We start from the raw sequence: 20563 nt of genomic DNA, 5'->3' as shown, positions 1-20563 counted from the left end.
TTAACGTGCGATAAATAATACCAGACATTGAATAAAGTTGGCATAATTTTATGCGCGTGCATTGCTGGATAAGTAAATTCTGTTATAGATTGGACAGGAATCAAATCTTTTGACACGACACCATCATGTTATAATGAATTCAATAATAAAATAATCGAAGGCCAATCAAAATGAGAACTCCTGTTTGCATCAGCTTCTTTCTAGGACATATCGTGTTATGCAACTTAGCGTCTGCAACAACGATACAGTGCCCTCAGGTTATTCAAACGAATCAATCGTTACACCACGAAATCACAAAATGGAATGAATTCTCGGATAAATTAAATGACGCCAATCATTTTGAACGTATCACATTTTATTCAGGACATCCTAAAGAACATGCAAGCCTTGCACCTGATACCGAGTCTTCAAAAAATAAAAAATTAACATGGACATTTGGTGAACAAGAAACTTGGATTGCCTGTGAATATACAAATACCAAAATTCAATTGATTCAAATGATTCCTGCAGAAACAAAAAGCTGTACTGTAACTTATAATGCAGATTTTTCTAAAGTAGTTGCTATCAATTGCATTTAAGCTCAGAGTTAAGATAGCTTAAGAATAAATATTAGTAGGATTTAATGGATAAGGATAAATGCAGATTTTTATAAAACGCATCTTAGATAAATTGTAACATCATCATTTGAGCAGAGGGAGAATTTAATGTTTGAACATCTTTCCAATTACCAACGTGCCAATCCTGCACTCTGGCAAGGTAGAAAAGATACGATTAATGCTGAACGGTTCTTTCAAAAAATTATTTTTCCTGTAAAACAAACCGATCTAATCACGAAAGAGAAAAAAACGGTTTTACTTGGTTTTGCCAGCGATGCAGGTATTCGTCGTAATATGGGAAGACCAGGAGCAAAATTAGGGCCGGATCAAATCAAAACACAATTAGCAAAGCTCCCATGTTCTATCGATAAGCCAATTTTTGATTTAGGTACTATTTTTTGTGAAGAAGATGAGCTGGAAACTGCGCAAACTCAATTTGCCAATTTAATCAGTTTTTGTCATCAACAAGGTCATCAAACAGTTGCCTTAGGTGGAGGCCATGAAATTGCCTGGGGACATTATCAAGGTTTGGCGCCCCATTATACTAAATTAGGAATTATTAATTTTGATGCACATTTTGATTTAAGACCCCACCAAAAAAATCAGCCAGGTACATCAGGAACTCCCTTTTCACAAATTGCAGCGTACTGTAAAGAAAATAGCCAACCCTTTAATTATTGCTGTATTGGAATCCAAAAAATGGGAAATACCTCTTCCCTTTTTGAACGAGCTGACGAGCTTAATGTTAATTATTTGACTGCTGAAGAGTTATATTCGAACAGCTTAGCGTGGCATTTGGCATTTCTCGATGATTTCATGCTCAATCTGGATCATATTTATCTGACACTCTGTTTAGATGTTCTAGCTGAGTCATTTGCTCCTGGCGTGAGTGCACCCCAACCTTTAGGACTCACTCCCTGGCAAATTGTACCACTCTTGAAATACATTATTCAAAGTGGCAAAGTAGTTAGTTTTGATGTCGCTGAACTATCACCGCCTTTGGATCAAGAACAAAAAACTGCTAGACTGGCTGCTCTTATTATCGCAGAATTGCTACATACTATTTAAGGAGTCAATTTCATGAAGAACACATTACTAGGGAGTACTCTGTTTGCGCTACTTGGTACTCAAGTACATGCTGATGTTACTCAGCCAGTAACACCTCCGCCGCAAACTCCAGCCACGGTACAACAGCCCCCTTCTACGCCCCAGCCTCAAACTCAAGGCACTGTACAACAACCCTCCGCTACGCCAACGCCTCCAGGTCAAAATATACCATCAATAAATCCAGCACAGGCACCCGCAGCACCAATCAATTGTGAGTATAAAATACCTGCAGAAACCAAAACTATTGATCAATCATTGGTTCTGAAATGGGCTGCAAAAGCAGTGACTCAATCTTTTGACTTTGACCCAAATAATTTAGACGCTCAACTGCAAAAATTGCAACCTTGTTTCACTGAGCAAGGATGGACTGGATTTAATACTGCTTTGCAAAAATCAGGTAATCTGGAAGCCATTAAATCTCAAAAACTAACTGTGAGCAGTCAAGTGGATGGACAAGTTATCTTAACAGAAGCGAAAGACAATCAATGGAAAATTAATTTGCCTTTGCAAGTTGTTTATCAGAATGACAAAGAAAAAGTAACACAATTACTCAGTGTTGATGTGACTATAGGCCGTAAGATAACTGGGGACTTGGGAATTACTCAGATGATTGCTGCTCCAAGAGGGACAGTAACTCAAAAACTACCACCAGATTTTAACCCTAATCCTGCCACTGTCATGAATCCAAACACTGAAAATACTACAACTCCAACTAGCTCAACTGCACCAAATCCAGCTACACCGTCAACTCCAATGACAACCACACAACCAACTACTGCAAATCCCTCAGCGACTCAGTCACCAGCTACTACTGGACAACCTACTTTGCCAGAAAAGAGCTCGACACAACCTTCGCTCCCACCCCAGTAGTTCTTAATTCGGAATATTGCCGTTCCTACCTGAAAATTTATAGCCTGGGTTCCGCATTCGCGTCACCCAGGCTATAGTGAAATTAAACTTAGGGGAGATGAATAATTCATCTCCGCTCATTATGCATGTACAGCAGGTTGATTGGCACCCGCTTCATTTGGATATTCTAAAACAATAACTTTTGTACCTATTTTGAAAAAGTTTTCACTTAACCATTTGGCAGCACTTGGGAAAATACGTATGCAGCCATGGCTGGATGGGTGTTCAGGAACATCGTATGCTGCGTGGACGGTATATCCTTGATAAAAGTAAGTGCAATAAGGCATTTTAGCGCCGCCTTTAGTATCTACAGGATATTCCCCAGATTTGCAATCGGCTCCCCTTCGATTATAAACTTTAAAAGTTCCAGTAACAGTTCGGCACGATTGGTTTGAATTTTCTTCACAGAAATCAATACCTGCTGATCCACCACCAGTCAATAATCGATTACCATCCTCATCGTAAGCAGCCCATGCAGAAACTTTTGGATCAAAAATAAAGCGTTTTTCACCTGTTGCCTGAATCTTCTGCGGAAAATAATCACGACCTCGTTTATCCTTTGTATAGTGAACTGTTCGATGCACATAACCTGCGTCATCTGTAATTAAAGTAGACGGATCATTCTCAACACAGGATGTTAACCCCCCAATACACAGTAACAAACCTGCCCAAAACAACTTATTCATTTAAATTTTATCTCCACTTGATTAAAACTTTCTTGAAATTCTCTTTCTTTTCCCTAGATCGCATTTCCCTTCGAATAGTTACAAATTACCGCGAGATCTAGAAATTGGTCAGCATAGGCTCTCTAGACCTGCAGTGAGAGATAAGTAGTTACGTTTACTACTTATCTTCATTTGATATTTCAATTTTGATACGTTCAATTAAAACTTATGATTCCAATTTTCTGTATTTAATACGTGACGGCCTATCCGCTTCATCACCCAAACGGCGTCTTCTATCCGCTTCATAATCACTGTAATTTCCTTCGATAAAGGTAATTTGTGAATCACCTTCAAAAGCCATCAAGTGAGTACAAATTCTATCTAAGAACCATCTATCATGTGAGATCACAACAACACAACCAGGGAAATTGAGAATCGCGTCTTCCAAAGCACGTAGAGTTTCAACATCCAAATCATTACTAGGTTCGTCAAGTAGTAATACATTCCCACCACTTTTCAATAATTTTGCTAAATGAACGCGATTACGTTCACCCCCGGAAAGTTGGGACATTTTCTTTTGTTGATCGCTACCTTTAAAGTTAAAGCGGCCTACATAAGCACGTGAAGGCATTTGAAAACTACCTACTTGCATTATGTCATGACCATCAGAAATCTCTTCCCATACTGTTTTATTGGGATTTAATTCATCACGTAATTGGTCTACGTAAGCCAATTGTACCGTTTCCCCAATACGGATAACCCCATCATCCGGCTCTTCTTGACCAGTAATCATTTTCAAAAATGTAGACTTACCTGCTCCGTTAGGACCAATAATCCCTAAAATACCCCCTTTAGGGAGTTTAAAATCTAAATTGTCAATTAAGATTCGATCTCCAAATGATTTGGTGATTTTTTCTCCTTCAAGAACCAGATCACCCAAACGCTCTCCAGGTGGAATGTATATTTCATTTGTTTCATTACGTTTTTGAAATTCCTTCGAATTCATTTCTTCAAATCGAGCAAGGCGAGCTTTATTTTTAGCATGACGTCCTTTAGGTGAGGTGCGAACCCACTCTAACTCTGCTTTCATTGCACGCATATGTGCATCTTCTTGCTTCTGCTCCATCTCTAGACGTGCTTCTTTTTGCTCAAGCCAGGAAGAGTAGTTACCTTTATAAGGTATCCCTTCACCACGATCCAATTCTAATATCCACTCTGCCGCATTATCCAAGAAATATCGATCGTGGGTAATTGCAACTACAGTACCAGGAAAACTTTCAAGATAATGTTCTAACCATGCTACAGATTCTGCATCTAAATGGTTGGTTGGTTCATCAAGCAACAACATATCGGGGTTAGAAAGCAATAACCGACATAATGCAACTCGGCGACGCTCACCTCCTGATAATTTACCCACAACAGCATTCCAATCAGGTAATCGCAGCGCATCAGCAGCAACATCCAACTTCCTATCTAAATCCCAACCGCCACCTGCTTCAATAGCATTTTGCAACTCACCTTGCTCAGCAAGCAACGTATTCATTTCATCGTCACTCATTGGTTCTGCAAAGCGCATACTAATTTCGTCGAAGCGTGCAAGTTTTTCTTTCATTTCCTTCACGCCCTCTTCAACAACTTCCCGTACGGTTTTATCCGGATCCAATTTAGGTTCTTGTTCTAGATAACCGATTTTAATTCCTGGTTGTGGCCTTGCCTCTCCTTCAAATTGAGTATCAACACCTGCCATAATACGTAATAAAGTTGATTTACCAGAACCATTCAATCCTAAAACACCGATTTTAGCGCCAGGAAAAAAACTCAATGAAATATCTTTTAAAATAAATCGCTGATTTTCAACAATTTTGCTGACACGATTCATGGTAAAAATATATTGTGACATAACTACTCCGTCTTCTTTAAACTGTCTTTGTAGCCTGGGTGAGGCACCGCCATAACCCGGGGAAATAATACTCGATATTTCCGGGTATTACGGTCAAGCCCTCACCCGGTTACAACAATATCTTTACTATTGCTATTCAAAATTCATGGTCTTCTACCAATCAAGAATTACTTTACCTGATTGACCTGATGCCATAATTTGAAATGCCTGTTGGTAATCATCCACTGGGAAACGATGCGTTACAACTGGTGAAATATCCAGTCCGCTTTGTAACATAGCAATCATTTTGTACCAGGTTTCAAACATTTCACGCCCGTAGATACCTTTAATTACCAATCCTTTAAAAATAACTTGGTTCCAATCAATAGCTGTTTCCTGAGGAGGAATACCTAACATGGCCACATGTCCGCCATGGTTCATTGCTTTCATCATATCATTAAGCGCCATAGGATTTCCTGACATCTCCAAGCCTACGTCGAACCCCTCCAGCATGCCCAGCTCTGCAGTAACATCAGCCAGCTTTTCATATTTAACATTTACTGCACGAGTTACACCCATTTTACGGGCTAAATCCAAACGGTAATCATTCACATCCGTAATGACTACATGACGAGCACCTATATGTCTTACTATTGCTGCTGCCATAACCCCAATAGGTCCAGCACCAGTAATCAATACATCTTCTCCAACTACATCAAAAGCCAAGGCACAGTGAGTTGCATTGCCAAAGGGATCAAGAATTGAGGCCTGTTCGTCGGTAATGTTATCTGGAAGAACGATAACATTGGTGGCAGGAATAGATAGATATTCTGCGAAGCATCCTGGTCTATTGACGCCCACACCTAAAGTATTACGGCAAAGATGACGTTTACCTGCGCGGCAATTTCGGCAGAAACCACATGTTAAATGTCCTTCACCAGAAACTCGTTGTCCTACATGTAGTCCTTGCACTTCCTGGCCTATTGCAACAATTTCACCAGAAAACTCATGGCCTACAGTCATCGGTACGGGGATAGTCGCTTGAGCCCATTCATCCCAGGAATATATATGGATATCAGTACCACAAATCGCTGTTTTTTTAATCTTAATTAATACATCGTTGACGCCGTATTCAGGCATTGCAACTTCTTCCATCCAAATTCCAGGTTCCTTTTTCGCCTTGACTAATGATTTCATAAAAGTACCTCAAAAATTAGCTCGTCCCTATAGAATTAAGAGAAGAGCGTTTTGCTTTAAATAACAGAAAATTCCTTACCTACTGTTTCAAAGGCTGCGATCGCTTTATCCAAATGATGTAGCTCATGTGCTGCAGACATTTGGGTTCGAATTCGAGCCAACCCTTTAGGTACTACAGGATATGAGAAACCAACCACATAAATACCTAACTCCAACAAACGATTTGCCATGCGCCCAGCCAGACTCGCATCACCCAACATAACGGGGATAATTGGATGTTCTCCTGGGATTAGCTTGAATCCCAATTTCGTCATCCCTTCACGAAAATAAAGGCTGTTTCGTTTTAATTTTTCAGCCCAGTGGTTATTTTTCATTAAATTATCTAAAACCACACAAGAAGTATGCGCAATAACTGGAGCCAAAGTATTTGAGAATAAGTAGGGTCTGGAACGCTGACGTAACCATTCAACGACAGTCTTGTTTGATGCAGTATAACCGCCAGAAGCGCCCCCTAAGGCCTTACCCAAGGTACCCGTAATAATATCAATACGATCGCTAACGCCAAAATGTTCTGGAGTTCCCCGACCAGTTTCCCCCATAAAACCAACTGCATGTGAGTCATCAACCATAACCATGGCATCATACTTATCTGCCAACTCACAAATTGCTGGAAGATTTGCTAAAATTCCGTCCATCGAAAAAACACCATCTGTGGCAATCAAACGAAATCGTGCATTTTTAGCAGCAATCAATTGTTCTTCCAATGCTTTCATGTCGTTATTAGCATATCGATACCGCGCAGCCTTACACAGACGAATCCCATCAATGATACTGGCGTGATTTAATGCATCACTAATAATCGCATCTTCCTCACCTAATAACGTTTCAAAAAGACCCGTATTCGCATCAAAGCATGATGAATATAATATAGTATCCTCTTTGCTTAAAAATTGACTGATTTTCTGTTCAAGCTGTTTGTGAGGAGTTTGGGTACCACAAATAAAACGCACAGAAGCCATACCATAACCATACTGAGCCAGTGCTTTTTGCCCTTCAGCAATAAGTTGAGGGTCATTAGCCAAACCTAAATAATTATTAGCGCAAAGATTGATTACTTCTTTATGATTTACTGTGACAGCAGCTTGTTGCTGGCTAGAAATAACACGCTCTCCTTTGTATAAGCCTTCACTCTTAAGTGTCGCTATTTCAGTTTGCAAATAATCAGTAAATTGCTCAAGCACTGCATTCTCCCAGTCGTTAGATTATATTTATTTCCCTGTCATTCAACATCGTGAATGATGTATGGGTAATTATAAATCGGTTAAGAAAACTCTTAAAAATTGCAGATCATAACAAACTTTAAACAGAGTCACCACGAAATTTGGGATTCAAACATTATTTCTTAGCACATGGGCTATTTTTTTGCTAAGATTGTGCCAAAGTTTTGAAAGTGTATTGACAATTCACTTCTGCCATCTTGTTTCACAGCTATTTGCGGAATTCTAAAATCACCAAAAGTGGATCACTGCGAATAACAAAAACGTTGGCAAATGAATAATCAATCTTAACCTAAAACAATCAACACGGTAGAACAAATGAGTTATCAAAGCGCACGCATTAACATGGTCAAACAACAACTTCGAACTGGCGATGTTTTAAACGAATCCATCCTTAATTTGTATGATGTTGTACTAAGACACGAATTCGTTCCCGAACAATTTATCCATTTTGCTTATTCAGACATGCAAATACCCCTTAATCACGATCAACGCATGCTTACTCCTTTGGAAGAAGGAAAAATTCTACAAGCATTGGATTTGCAAGGTCATGAAACCGTTTTGGAAGTAGGAACTGGCAGTGGATTTTTTACCGCGTTGCTCAGCAAGCTATGTAAAAAAGTAATCAGCATAGACTACTATGCCGATTTCACTACCAATGCGGCACATCTATTAAAAAAACACCACTGTGACAATGTAGAATTAATTACTGGTGATGCCAGTCAAGGTTGGTTAGAAAGTGCTCCTTATGATGTCGTTGTATTTACTGGTGCCAAAGAACAAATAAATGAGACTCAAAAATTACAGATACTTCCTGGTGGAAAATTATTTGTTATTGAAGGAGCTTCTCCTGTCATGCAAGGCCGATTGTATGAACTAGATCATAGTGAAAATTGGCATGAAGCACTGCTTTTTGAAACAAACATTCCTTTATTGATCGATAAATCAATGCAAAAAGAATTTGTATTTTAGGATTTAGTTTAAATGAAAAAATTGTTGATTTGCTATCTCATGGCTTTTGGTCTGTTGTCGCAAGCATTTGCCGCAACAGACTTAATGGATATCTATCATCAAGCTCTTGAAAATGATCCTATATTCAAAAATGCCTATGAAACGTATATGGCTAATAAAGAAGCTGTTCCTCAAGCCTGGGCAGCATTGCTACCCCAAGCAGGTCTTACAGCGCAAACAAGCCGAAACTTTCTGCATGTGAATGATGGCTTTTTCAGCGTTCAAGACGACTATTACAAATCCAAGATGTGGCAAGTTTCTGCATCTCAGGCTATTTTCAATTATCAAGCCTGGGCCAAAGTAAAACAAGCAAGGGCATCTGTTAAAGCAGCACAAGCTACTTTTAACGATGCAGCTCAGGATTTAATTCTTAGAACAGCTAAAGCCTACTTTGATATATTGTTTGCCCAAGATACTTTAAATTTCGCTGAGGCAAAAAAACGCGCAAACATGCGCCAGTACGAGCAAGCCAAACAACGCTTTGAGGTGGGTCTTGATCCAATTACTTCTGTTTATGAAGCAAAAGCAGCTTATGATCAATCGGTAGCTACGGTTATTGCCTCCCGTAACAACCAAATCAATCAAAGTGAAAATTTAAGAAAATTAACGAATCATGTTTATGAACTCATTGCGCCTCTGCGGGATGGAAAAATTCCTCTCATTAAGCCAGAACCTAATGATGTAGATGAGTGGATAGATACTGGTCTTAAACAAAACTACAAATTGTTGTCTGCCAAATGCAATCTTGAAGTAGCACGTCAAAATATGAAAGCGCTGTCTGCTGGCAACTGGCCTACTGTTGCTATCCAAGGCAGCTCAGCAGAAACAACAAATGAAGTCAACACATCCAGCCCTTTCTTACCGGAAAATCAAAAACAATCTAGTGTTAGTTTGGCGTTGAACTTTCCTGCATTTCAAGGAGGACTAGTACTCTCCCAAACTCGGCAAGCAAAGCATAATTTTCGGGCTACCAGCGAACGAGTCGAACAAACTTATCGAGATGTGGTAGTAAACAGCCGGATTGCTTTTAACACAATTACTGATGGAATTAGCAAAGTTAAGGCAGACAGGCAAACTGTTATTTCCCAACAGAATTCATTGGAAAGTACAGAGGCTCAATTTGAAGTAGGCACTCGTACCATGGTGGATGTAGTGAATGCCCAACAGCGTCTTTTTGAAGCTCAGAACCAACTTGCTAATGACCAATACAGTTTGATTAATGCCGTTCTAACTCTAAAATATCTTGCCGGAACATTAAACGTAAATGATCTTGAGCTGATTAATTCATGGTTAGAAACAACTCGTGTTAACGGATTAGTTTCTGCTGGAAGCACTACCACTAAATAACAATTTTTTATTCAGGTTTTTATAATGTCCAATCCCTCCCAAGTTGAAAAAAAATTACTTCATTATACAGGTAAAGCAATTGCAGATTTTAATATGATCCAGCGTGGTGATCGTGTTATGGTCTGTTTGTCTGGTGGCAAAGACTCTTTTACGCTTTTAACTATTTTGGATCAATTACGCCGGCGTTCTGGTAATAAATTTGAACTCTTTTCCTTTACCCTAGATCAGGCTCAACCTGGTTGGGATGATACTGCAGTGCGGCAATGGCTCGCCGAGCGTTCAATTCCTCATGAAATCCTAACTCGAGATACTTACAGTATCGTAAAAGAAAAAATTCCCGAAGGTAAAACATACTGTTCTTTATGCTCACGCTTACGTCGCGGGATTATCTATCGTTATGCCGAAGAACATGGCTTCAATAAAATCGCTCTTGGCCATCATCGAGATGATCTGGTTCGTACCTTAATGATGTCCATCCTATATAATGGTGACATTCGCTCAATGCCACCCAAATTGCTCAGCGATAATAAAAAGCACATAGTAATTCGTCCATTATGCTATGTTCAAGAAAAAGACATTATCACGTTCGCCAACGAGCAATCCTACCCTATCATTCCCTGTACACTTTGTGGTTCTCAGGAAAATTTAATGCGCAAAAAAGTAACACATTTAATTAATCAACTTGCCGAAGAAAATCCTAAAGTTCCAAGTAATATCCTGCATGCGCTGCAAAGCATCAAACCCAGCCAACTTATGGATCAAAATATGTGGAATTTTAGAAATCTTGAAAATGAATTAGCCACCAATCAAACAATCAATACCAGCGAACTCTTTAGCACAGAAGAATTCGACTCAGTAGAAGTATAAAATTGTTTTAAAGCCCGGTGAAAGACCTGTCTCTTAGTCACAAGTTGAAAATCTTTGGGGAAAAGTCAGATTTGAGTACAAATATGGCTTTTCAGTGAGATGTGCATAAGAGTGTAGTGAACAACGTAGCCAATCCCGGGTTTTAATTAACAAAACACTCTTTCTTGCTTTTAGTCTAGGCTTTTCCTTTTCGTTTTTTTGAATTATTTGCATCAGTCGAATCTTATAAACCACAAACACAATGAGCACCAACAAACCAAATAGCCCTAGTTAAGCACACATCCTTAACTAAACCGTAACATTTTAATAACATTTTTGTTACAATAATGTTTTATTAGATGGCACTTTAGTCTAAAATTAGAATACTTTCGCTTAACCTTTTCACTTTATTTTGTTAATAGAGGATCTATCCCCATGTTTACAAATACATCGGTTGACTCACGTATATTTCGAATTTATGCCAAGCGTTACTTTAAATTTGATTTTGTAGCAGCCATAGTCGTATTTCTCGTCGCCATACCATTATGTCTAGGTATTGCCTTGGCTTCTGGTGCACCACTTTTCTCTGGAATTTTAAGTGGCGTTATTGGTGGAGTTGTCGTAGGTTGCTTAAGTGGCTCGCACGTTAGTGTCAGTGGACCTGCAGCTGGTATGGCGGCGGTGGTAGTAGCTGCCCTTACTCAACTAGGAGATTTCAATTCATTTTTAGTTGCTCTATTTCTTGCCGGTTTACTTCAAGTGGTTATAGGAAGTTTGCGAGCTGGATTTGTCGCCGATTACGTCCCTTCCAATGTCGTACAAGGTCTACTCTGTGCCATCGGTATTTTATTAATAATCAAGCAATTGCCACTTGCATTTACTCTTTCTGCAGATTTCAACGAACTCAAAATGCATTTGTTAGAAACCGCTGAAGAAATCTCATTAAGTCCCATTCTTGCTGTGTATAAGCATATAAATACTGGGGCGATGCTGATTACGATTCTTTCTCTCAGCACATTAATTTATTTTGATGTGACGAAAAATAAAATACTAAAAGAAATACCGGCACCAATCCTCGTCGTTATTTTGGGCGTGTTGCTTAATGAGTTGTTTTTGTGGACCAATTCAAGCATGATTCAAAATTCGCCGCAGTTAGTTAACATTCCCCAAACAGATAATTATCGTGAGCTATTTAGCCAATTGGAATATCCCAACTGGTCTACTTTAGCGAATCCAAAAGTCTATCTTTATGCTTTTATCATTGGCATTGTGGCTTCTCTTGAAAGCTTATTGAATCTTAAAGCAGGGGAAAAACTGGATAAAAAACGACGCCATCCCTCCTCAAACCGAGAATTGGTTGCTCAGGGAGTGGGAAACATGACCGCTGGTTTAATTGGTGGGATTCCCATTACCTCTGTAATCGTAAGAACCTCAATCAATATTCAAGCAGGTTCGACAAGCAAAGTGTCAGCAATTTTGCATGGTGTTTTTATTTTCCTTGCGGTGATGTTAATCCCGGGCACGTTAAATAAAATTCCCTTATCTTCTTTGGCTGCAATTTTGATCTATACCGGATATAAATTAAATAAACCTTCAATTTATCGCTCTATTTATGCTCAAGGTAGTGATCGATTTATCCCATTTATCGCTACAGTGATCAGCATCATTGTATTTAACCTCCTAACAGGCATTTTAATCGGGCTGGGAGTAAGTTTGTTCTATATATTAAAATCAAACAGTCAGGCACGAATTAATATCCTTAAAGAAATTCATCCTACTGGAGAAATTAATCGTTTAGTACTCCCCCAGCAAATGACTTTTCTTAATAAAGCCGCTTTAGTTGCCGAGCTTGATTCCATACCCAGGGAATCACAGTTAATTATTGATGCGCGTTATACTCAGTATATTGATAAAGAAATTTCTGAGCTTCTAAAAGAATTTAAAGAGGAACAAGCGCCCAATAAAAAAATTGCATTGAATCTGATTGGCTTCAAAGAACATTATAAGATTCATAATTATATTGATTTTATCAATGTAACCACATACGACGTGCAATCGCACCTGTCTCCAGCACAGGTATTAAATATTTTACATGAAGGAAACCAACGCTTCCTCAATGACACCCCAATCCACCGTTCGAATCAATTGGACATTAAACTCACAGCGAAAGGGCAACATCCTATTGCCATTGTTCTTGGTTGTATTGATTCACGAGTTCCAGTAGAAACAATTTTTGATATGAGCTTTGGTGATGTTTTTTGTGTGCGGGTTGCTGGAAACGTGGTGAACAATGACGTTCTGGCCAGCATTGAATATGCTTGTCATGTTGTTGGCGTTAAACTCATTGTCGTTCTGGGCCATACGCGTTGTGGCGCCATTCAATCTGCGTGCGACGGAGTTGAAACAGGCCATATAACAGAATTGTTGGACAAAATTAAACCAGCGATCAATGCGGAGAGCGAAACTGAAACAAATCGTCACAGTAAAAATAAAACTTATGTGGACAATGTTACTGAGTTAAACGTAGCCCATACCATGCAGGAAATTTATGATCGCAGCTCTATTTTGCATGACATGATCGAGCAAAATGATATTGCCCTAGTTGGTGGGGTTTATAATGTTCAGACAGGTAAAGTTCATTATAAAAATTATGAGTATGAATTAAGCCAACTTGGAGGAAAAAATTACGAACACCTGGCTTCCAAACTAAATACATTATTAGAAGAAGCCAAGATTAAGATTTAACATCTCTAGATAGCTGCTGCGAAGCAGAGCCCAAGATAAAAATGATTTAATAACAATGGGCTCCGCCTCGCAGGCTAGATGCCTCACGCCAATTAATCTGTTATTGAACAGAAACTTCTGTATAATGCTTTGCACTCAAGAACAATACTATTTTCAGGAGCAGAAATGCGTGCGTCTCAATGGTTTTTAGCAACTCTCAAAGAAACTCCAAACGATGCAGAGATTGTTTCACATCAATTAATGCTGAGAACTGGAATGATTCGTAAACTGGGTTCAGGCCTTTATACCTGGATGCCTTTGGGTTTAAAAGTATTACGTAAAATAGAACAGATAGTCCGTGAAGAAATGAATCGCATCAACGCAATGGAGTTGCTCATGCCCGCAGTACAACCTGCTGAACTATGGCAAGAAACTGGGCGTTGGGATACCTTTGGCGGGCAGCTTCTCACCATGAAAGATTCTAATGGTAGAGAATATTGCTATGGCCCTACTCATGAAGAAGTAATCACAGATATTATGCGTAATGAGTTACAATCCTATAAACAATTACCCACAAGCTTTTATCAGATCCAAACTAAATTCCGCGACGAAATCAGACCTCGTTTTGGTGTGATGCGTGCACGAGAATTTATTATGAAAGATGCATATTCATTCCATTTAAATCTAGAAAGCCTGCAAATGACCTACAAAGATATGTATCAGGCTTATTGTCGTATTTTTGATCGCATGGGACTTAAATATCGCGCAGTTGAAGCCGATACGGGTGCTATTGGAGGCTCTGCATCACATGAGTTCCAAGTATTGGCTGACTCTGGTGAAGATTTAATTTTCTATAGTGATAAAGGAGATTATGCCGCAAATATTGAACAAGCAACCAGTTTAAAACCCGAAAAAGCAACACCCACCACTCAAAAAATGATTCTGGTTGATACTCCAAACCAAAAAACTATAGCTGAAGTGTCAAAATTCTTTGGTGTAGCAAGCAGTCAAACCATCAAGACATTGATTGTAAAAGGAAAAGAACACCCTATGGTGGCTTTAGTTTTAAGAGGCGATGATGAGCTCAATGAGGTCAAAGCAATAAAACATCCTTTGGTGCATTCTCCCCTACAATTTATTGATGAAGAAACTGTCTTAAAAACCTTGAAGACCCCCATTGGCTCTCTTGGACCAGTCAATTTACCAATTCCTGTAATCGTGGATCATCATGCTCTTGCTATGGATTCTTTTATTTGTGGTGCCAATCAAGCAGACAAACATTATCAACATGCTGCTTGGGATAAAGATGTGAGTGAATATCTTGTTTATGAATTACGTAATGTAAAAGAGGGCGATATCAGTCCAGATGGGAAAGGAATACTGCACTCTTGCCGCGGCATTGAAGTTGGTCATGTCTTTCAGCTGGGAGATAAATACGCTAAAGCCATGAATGCTGCAGTAATTAATGAACAGGGTCAATTAGAGACTATGTTAATGGGATGTTATGGCTTAGGTATCACTCGTGTAGTTGCAGCAGCAATCGAACAGCATCATGATGAAAATGGAATTATCTGGCCTCAAAATATTGCACCATTCCAAGTAGTCATAATTCCTTTAAATGGGCATCGTTCACAAGTAGTTCAAAAACAAGCAGATGCACTATATGAGCGTTTAAAAGAATTAGACATCGATGTATTAATTGATGATCGGAATGAAAGAGCTGGCGTGTTGTTTGCAGATCACGATTTGATTGGTATTCCACATCGTATCATCGTAAGTGAACGAAATATGGAACAAAACTGTGTGGAATATAAAAACCGAGCTACTGGAGAAACACAACAACTAAGTTTGGATAAAGCAATTGATACAATAGTTCGACTGGCCTCAAACAAGTAGGCTGAAACCCGGGTTCCACTGTGTTCCTCCAGGAAAATTTAGAGGATATTACGTTTATCGTAACCGTTCATGGGGGAATGGTTGGATTTGAGCGCAGGTTGCGCGAATATGATACTGAAAAAACGTAGCATACATCATCAGTATGTGAGGCTTCCGAAGTGTTATTTTTCGCGCAAGATGTGCCAATAGGGCATGAACTTACCGCTTATCTCCAGGGTTACCTTCAGTATTCAAATAAGACAACACTTCATTACTTTTTAATGCTTTTATTCCGATTGCAGTAATTTGATTAAAGCTTACATCTAAGGTATATAAAGTTGCAGTTTCAGCTAAAGTTAAAGCGCCTTCATCTCCAATATAATTATGACTCAAACTTAAATTTTGCAGTTGTATCGCTTTGGTTAAAATTTTTGCACCTTCATCCCCAATAAGATTATTATCCGCATATAAATTAGTCAGAGAACTCATTTTTGCTAGAGCTGCGATACCCTCATCACCAATTAAATTATTGTCGATATTAAGCAAGGTAAGATGACTCAATTCAGATAAAAACTGAGCCCCTTCGCGACCTATGCTACAACCAGCAGTTGAAAGCCATTCGAGAGAACTGGCCTGGGCCAAAAAAGCTGCCCCCTCATTTTGTAATGGATTGTTATCAAGAATGAGATAAAGTAAATTGGGATTTCTTGCTATAATCTCAACGCCATCTTTATCAATATTATTGTTTTCCAAGTCAATAAAGTTGAGGGATTGATTTCTATCAAGAGACTCTACACCCTCATTCCCTAAGCGGTTGTTACCTAAATATAAACTTTTCAATGTTTGATTCGAAAACAATGCTTTCGCACCTTCTGCTCCGATTTGACTTCTTTTTAGAGAAAGATGAGTTAGTGATTTATTTTTTGCTAATGATTTCGCCCCCAAAGAGCCTATAGGATTACCATCAAGTGAAAGAAATATCAAAGTAGTATTATTCGCTAAGGCCTCCGCTCCATAGGAGCCAATATGATTATCCCCCAAAAGAAGGTAAACCAAAGAAGTATTTTTAGCTAATGCCTCAGCTCCAAGTGAACCAATACGGTTTCCAGTCAGGAAAAGATATCGAATATGGGTATTAGTAGAAAGTAATTCGGCACCTTGATAGCCAATCTGATTGTCCGAAATGCTTAAACGATTGATTTCCGGGTGCTTATTGAGAAAGGATAAAATTTGTGGAATATCACGATCGTGTATATGACACTGATCGAGAAATAAACCACCATTACTGGCACGTAATTCTATATTTTCAACACATTCATTAGATTGGGAATCAAAATTTTTTATTTTATCTTTCGCAAATAGTGGTGAAATCAGTACGCTCAAGACAAGCCAAAGACTTAAAGCTGCTTTTCTCATTATAAAACCTAATCCTTTTGTTAAATTCTGATATCCTCAGGACTTACGAAAAACCCCAAGATCGAGGCAAAAAAATGTTTTTAATGAGGGAGTTTAGATAGACTAAATGACCGAATTAAAAACATTTTTTAACGAAGAGATTGGGATTTTTCGAAGTCCTGATCCTAATAAAAATTATTGAGTTTTATCATGAAGATAAATAAAAACCAACACATCAACGTATGAGATCCCTCTATAAATGGATACAAAAGAATAATTCTCGTGGATTATGTCGCATCGATTGCATATGAAGGGGATTCGTCATTGGTAATCCGAAAACTATCATAATCTCGAATGAAGTTTGCTATATGATATGCTAATGAAAAATTAGTATGCTCTCCGAAAATATCATGATAAACACCTCTAGGCGTTTCATCTAATTCAGCGGTACAAGTTTTTAGCAGAATATCTGCATATTTTTTATTTATTTCTCCCCATTTGTCCAATATGGCTTTGCCATTAGCAAGATGAATTTCATCTTTAAAAATACTTAATTTATTGAAATGGTATAAATTACCCATGAGATAAAGGGCAAAAACCCGCGTTTCCATATATTGCATAGGAATAGCATTCAATACCGAGGGAATAAGAAGTTTAAGCATCAGGAATTTGCTATTATCCAAATTGCGAATTACAAACAGTAAATTCCAGCTAGTGTACAAATGCATCCATTCTTTATACACATAAAATTGACTGACTCTTTTAGGAAGTCGATTAATGATTAAGTTAGGTAACAAGCTGTATTCGCCCTCCTCTGTTATTGAGCTTTCCTCAGGCAAAACTAAATTTTTAAAAGAATAACCGTGAGAGGGTCTAAGGCATTCTAACAAACGAATAAGCGTAGCCCCTGCAAAAGCATTGTCAGCCGGTTGACCATCCTCCTCATACTTTTCTTCCCAAGTTGCTTCCAAGATATTTAAACTCACATTTTTGACTGAATCATCATGCATTTCACCTAATGGAGGAGGACAAATCTTGGCATTCCACAGCGCTAATCCATGCTGCTTAATAAACACTTTTGATTTTTTAACAATTTCTTCCTGACTAAGTTCCTCATCTCCTAATGCACGAATAAATGCACCTTCAGTAATCACGGGGTCAACAGAAACTAATTTTAGGCTTTTAAAAAGAGAAAAGTTATTTCTATTCGAACAAAAAAAGAAATTATTGATGGGATTTCCAGGATAATAAGTGTTTCTTTGTTTTGTAGTAAAACTATAGATATCTTCATTCAATGTGAAACTGTTTACCATAGTCACTGCGAATGCCTCGAATAAACATAATAAATTCAGCTGGATTTGCAGCTGTTCTGACATTTCATTTAACTCTAGATCTGCAATTAATTCTTCGTGCTCTATAAAAGCCAGTAACTCGCATATTGGTGGATTGTTTAGCAAACCTTCTTTTACAGACTCAATGAGTCGCTCCAAATCAATAGGTTCTTCTGTGAGTTTAGCCAAGAAGTTTTTGAACCCTTGATCACGAATTTCAAGTGAATTTAAACTAAAATCATGGAGAGTATTTTTGATAATGGCTGGATTGGATTGTTTCTTAAGATATTTCGTTACACGCTCTAAAAATTGTTTTGCTAAAGTCCTTTGCATAAAAAATCCATGTATTTGAAAATAACAAAGTATATGTCTTTAGCAAAAATTTTTAAATAAAAGGGACTCTTTAACTATTTTCTCCTTCCTGTGGAGGAACCACAATAGCAAAAGGTTCGCTAGAGCTGCCGTCTATGACTTTATTTAATAATGTAACTCTTACTAAAACGTTCATTGTTTTACTTTCTGCAGAACATTTTGTTTCATTCGGCTCACGCTTACAGTTTGCAACCTGGTGCACTGTATCTATAGGACTGGTATCGATATCAATCACTTTTTGATGTTCCACATCAATAAGGGCTATCTGCAGGTGACTAAGCTTCCATTCGCTCCCTTCTGCAGTATATCCCACGCGCCGTTCATGAACCAGGGTAACTTTTTGCCCTCTTTTCAATGTAGTTTGGTATTCCCACACTGGCTGTTCTACGGTCAACTCGCTTTCCACAATATTATTTCTTTGTTGAAATGCTTTTTCCATATTGAGGTAACCCCAACCATACGTTCGATTCCATGCTGAGCCCATAATTTTAGTATGTCCCGAATTCATTGAACCCGCATCGGTCCAAGTATCCGCACTGTTAATAAGTAACGCCTTGATGGCCATAGGATTCTGAATCCCTGCATCTTGCAATAACAATGCTGCCGCACCTACATGAGGGGCAGCTGAGCTTGTTCCCCCCATGAGACGATAACCATCTTTATAGTTCATCGCATTAGAATAGACAAAACCATAAATTTTAGGGTCAGGAGCACACGTCATCGTATCATGGCCAGGGGCAGTTAAATCAGGTTTACGTCTACCAAAAGGTGTAGGACCTCGGCTACTGGTATTCTTTATATGATGTTTGGCTCTATCTACAGTTTTTACCGTAGATTCATTTTCAGTGACCAGCGTATTCATATTGGCAATAGTAAGCGCATTATAATTATCACCAGGGACTGTTAATGTGGAGGCAAAGGTAAATTGATGCGCTGGCTCTATGTATCCAGCATTCCCTGCTGATTTTACCCAAAGGATTTTTTGAGTATTTACTACATAATCCATCACTTTTGCTAGCCCACTCCATTCAGGACAAGCAGGACAATTTAAATCGAGCCGACCATTTCCCATACTGTAATTAATAATGGTAGGTTTCAGTTCAGCACGATTCAACATCCAATCCAAAGTTTCCATCGTACGCATAATACTTGCAGGATCAGCAGTTTCCTCTCCAGCTAATCCAGATACGATGGCTGAAGCGCCATAAGCAATCCCTTTATATTTCTCATGATTACTGGCATAAATACAGGCGACGCCTGTTGCATGAGGCTCTTTTACACCATTAATCAGATTAGAATATCCAGAACCTACATCTTGGCGCACTACTAATCTTTTACCGGATAAAGCAGAATGCAAAGGATCTACTCCTGTATCGATTATGCCAATAATTCCTTTTTGACCAGTATAACCATGGGCCCACCAATTACTCACATTAGGGTAAAAGGATGAGGGTGTCAGTTTTAAAACTTGGGCCGTAACATCCAACTCTGGCATAGCTGCTGGATGTGAAGAAATTTGTGCTGCTGCATTTAAATTAGCAATGTGATAGAGCAAGGTACGATCTCTGGGAATTTGTATTGCTACTGCAGGCATAAAACCGAGGTCTTTTACATTTACATTGGGAGTTTTTTTTAACTGTTCAATAAATGGTTCTTTCTCCGAGGCATTATGTAAAAAAACCAGGAGTGATAAAGGAGCATGTGAAGAGGATCTGGAATGTTTTAAAGTTTGGAGGACATCAGCATCGATAATGGCTCTTGCCGAAAGAACAGGACTTACAGTAAGTAAAATTATCGCCAGATAAGATCTTTTGAATATACGCCACATACAGCACCCTCATTTTTGAGTTTCAATATAATGGACAAAGCTTACCTTCTCAATTGGTAAATCATTGTTATCATCTCAGTAATGAATAGAAGGATTTTAAAGCAAGGAATCGAAAGAAGAAAGCCGTCTTAAGAAAAATATAGTTTATACAATAGGATACTGCTCCTCAGTAATAGAGGAACTATCGTGAATTGGTCAGGGCGG

Annotated in this window: 15 protein-coding genes; 8 read left to right on the top strand and 7 right to left on the bottom strand. The window is 38.6% G+C overall.

The window, feature by feature from the left end; all coding sequences use genetic code 11:
* Positions 1 to 170 precede the first annotated feature (170 nt).
* The 3 genes from ELY20_RS00745 to ELY20_RS00735 all read left to right on the top strand — a co-directional run bounded on the left by ELY20_RS00745 (position 171) and on the right by ELY20_RS00735 (position 2573).
* The gene (locus tag ELY20_RS00745) at positions 171 to 578 is read left to right on the top strand and encodes an STY0301 family protein (RefSeq protein ID WP_110141231.1); all 408 of its coding nucleotides are present in this window, start codon (positions 171 to 173) and stop codon (positions 576 to 578) included.
* 126 nt (positions 579 to 704) lie between these two features.
* Positions 705 to 1664, top strand: a complete 960-nt coding sequence (gene hutG / locus ELY20_RS00740; protein WP_110141230.1) for a formimidoylglutamase — start codon at positions 705 to 707, stop codon at positions 1662 to 1664.
* Between the two features lie 12 nt (positions 1665 to 1676).
* A complete protein-coding gene (locus ELY20_RS00735; protein ID WP_110141229.1) occupies positions 1677 to 2573 on the top strand; it encodes a DotI/IcmL family type IV secretion protein in 897 nt (298 codons plus the stop codon).
* Positions 2574 to 2692: 119 nt separating this feature from the next.
* Here ELY20_RS00735 and ELY20_RS00730 read toward each other — a convergent pair whose 3' ends face one another.
* The 4 genes from ELY20_RS00730 to ELY20_RS00715 form a co-directional block, all read right to left on the bottom strand.
* The gene (locus ELY20_RS00730; protein WP_110141228.1) at positions 2693 to 3298 is read right to left on the bottom strand and encodes a L,D-transpeptidase; all 606 of its coding nucleotides are present in this window, start codon (positions 3296 to 3298) and stop codon (positions 2693 to 2695) included.
* A gap of 205 nt (positions 3299 to 3503) precedes the next feature.
* Positions 3504 to 5177, bottom strand: a complete 1674-nt coding sequence (gene ettA, locus ELY20_RS00725; protein WP_110141227.1) for an energy-dependent translational throttle protein EttA — start codon at positions 5175 to 5177, stop codon at positions 3504 to 3506.
* Between the two features lie 153 nt (positions 5178 to 5330).
* A complete protein-coding gene (gene tdh, locus ELY20_RS00720; RefSeq protein WP_110141226.1) occupies positions 5331 to 6353 on the bottom strand; it encodes an L-threonine 3-dehydrogenase in 1023 nt (340 codons plus the stop codon).
* A gap of 56 nt (positions 6354 to 6409) precedes the next feature.
* Complete coding sequence (locus ELY20_RS00715; protein ID WP_110141225.1) at positions 6410 to 7594, bottom strand: glycine C-acetyltransferase; 1185 nt, start codon at positions 7592 to 7594, stop codon at positions 6410 to 6412.
* Positions 7595 to 7948: 354 nt separating this feature from the next.
* Here ELY20_RS00715 and ELY20_RS00710 point away from each other — a divergent pair, with 354 nt between their 5' ends.
* The 5 genes from ELY20_RS00710 to ELY20_RS00690 all read left to right on the top strand — a co-directional run bounded on the left by ELY20_RS00710 (position 7949) and on the right by ELY20_RS00690 (position 15454).
* Complete coding sequence (locus ELY20_RS00710; RefSeq protein WP_110141224.1) at positions 7949 to 8602, top strand: protein-L-isoaspartate O-methyltransferase family protein; 654 nt, start codon at positions 7949 to 7951, stop codon at positions 8600 to 8602.
* A gap of 12 nt (positions 8603 to 8614) precedes the next feature.
* Positions 8615 to 9988 carry a TolC family outer membrane protein gene (locus ELY20_RS00705; RefSeq protein WP_110141223.1) on the top strand — a complete coding sequence of 458 codons (1374 nt, stop codon included), beginning with the start codon at positions 8615 to 8617 and terminating at the stop codon, positions 9986 to 9988.
* A gap of 24 nt (positions 9989 to 10012) precedes the next feature.
* Entirely contained in the window at positions 10013 to 10855 is an 843-nt protein-coding gene (gene ttcA / locus ELY20_RS00700) for a tRNA 2-thiocytidine(32) synthetase TtcA (RefSeq protein ID WP_165831559.1), read from the top strand.
* Between the two features lie 414 nt (positions 10856 to 11269).
* Positions 11270 to 13579: a bifunctional SulP family inorganic anion transporter/carbonic anhydrase gene (locus ELY20_RS00695; RefSeq protein ID WP_110141221.1), complete on the top strand. Its 2310-nt coding sequence runs from the start codon at positions 11270 to 11272 to the stop codon at positions 13577 to 13579.
* 165 nt (positions 13580 to 13744) lie between these two features.
* Complete coding sequence (locus tag ELY20_RS00690) at positions 13745 to 15454, top strand: proline--tRNA ligase (protein WP_110141220.1); 1710 nt, start codon at positions 13745 to 13747, stop codon at positions 15452 to 15454.
* 198 nt (positions 15455 to 15652) lie between these two features.
* Here ELY20_RS00690 and ELY20_RS00685 read toward each other — a convergent pair whose 3' ends face one another.
* The 3 genes from ELY20_RS00685 to ELY20_RS00675 all read right to left on the bottom strand — a co-directional run bounded on the left by ELY20_RS00685 (position 15653) and on the right by ELY20_RS00675 (position 20359).
* A complete protein-coding gene (locus tag ELY20_RS00685; protein WP_233590458.1) occupies positions 15653 to 16849 on the bottom strand; it encodes a hypothetical protein in 1197 nt (398 codons plus the stop codon).
* A gap of 266 nt (positions 16850 to 17115) precedes the next feature.
* A complete protein-coding gene (locus ELY20_RS00680; RefSeq protein WP_110141210.1) occupies positions 17116 to 18492 on the bottom strand; it encodes a hypothetical protein in 1377 nt (458 codons plus the stop codon).
* A 70-nt stretch (positions 18493 to 18562) separates the two neighbouring features.
* Positions 18563 to 20359, bottom strand: a complete 1797-nt coding sequence (locus tag ELY20_RS00675) for a S8 family serine peptidase (protein ID WP_110141209.1) — start codon at positions 20357 to 20359, stop codon at positions 18563 to 18565.
* Positions 20360 to 20563 lie beyond the last annotated feature (204 nt).

It is taken from the genome of Legionella qingyii (assembly GCF_003990155.1).
In the GTDB taxonomy this organism is placed as follows: domain Bacteria; phylum Pseudomonadota; class Gammaproteobacteria; order Legionellales; family Legionellaceae; genus Legionella; species Legionella qingyii.
The sequence above is the reverse complement of the archived record's forward strand: the minus strand, read 5'-3'. Positions and strand labels throughout refer to the sequence as shown.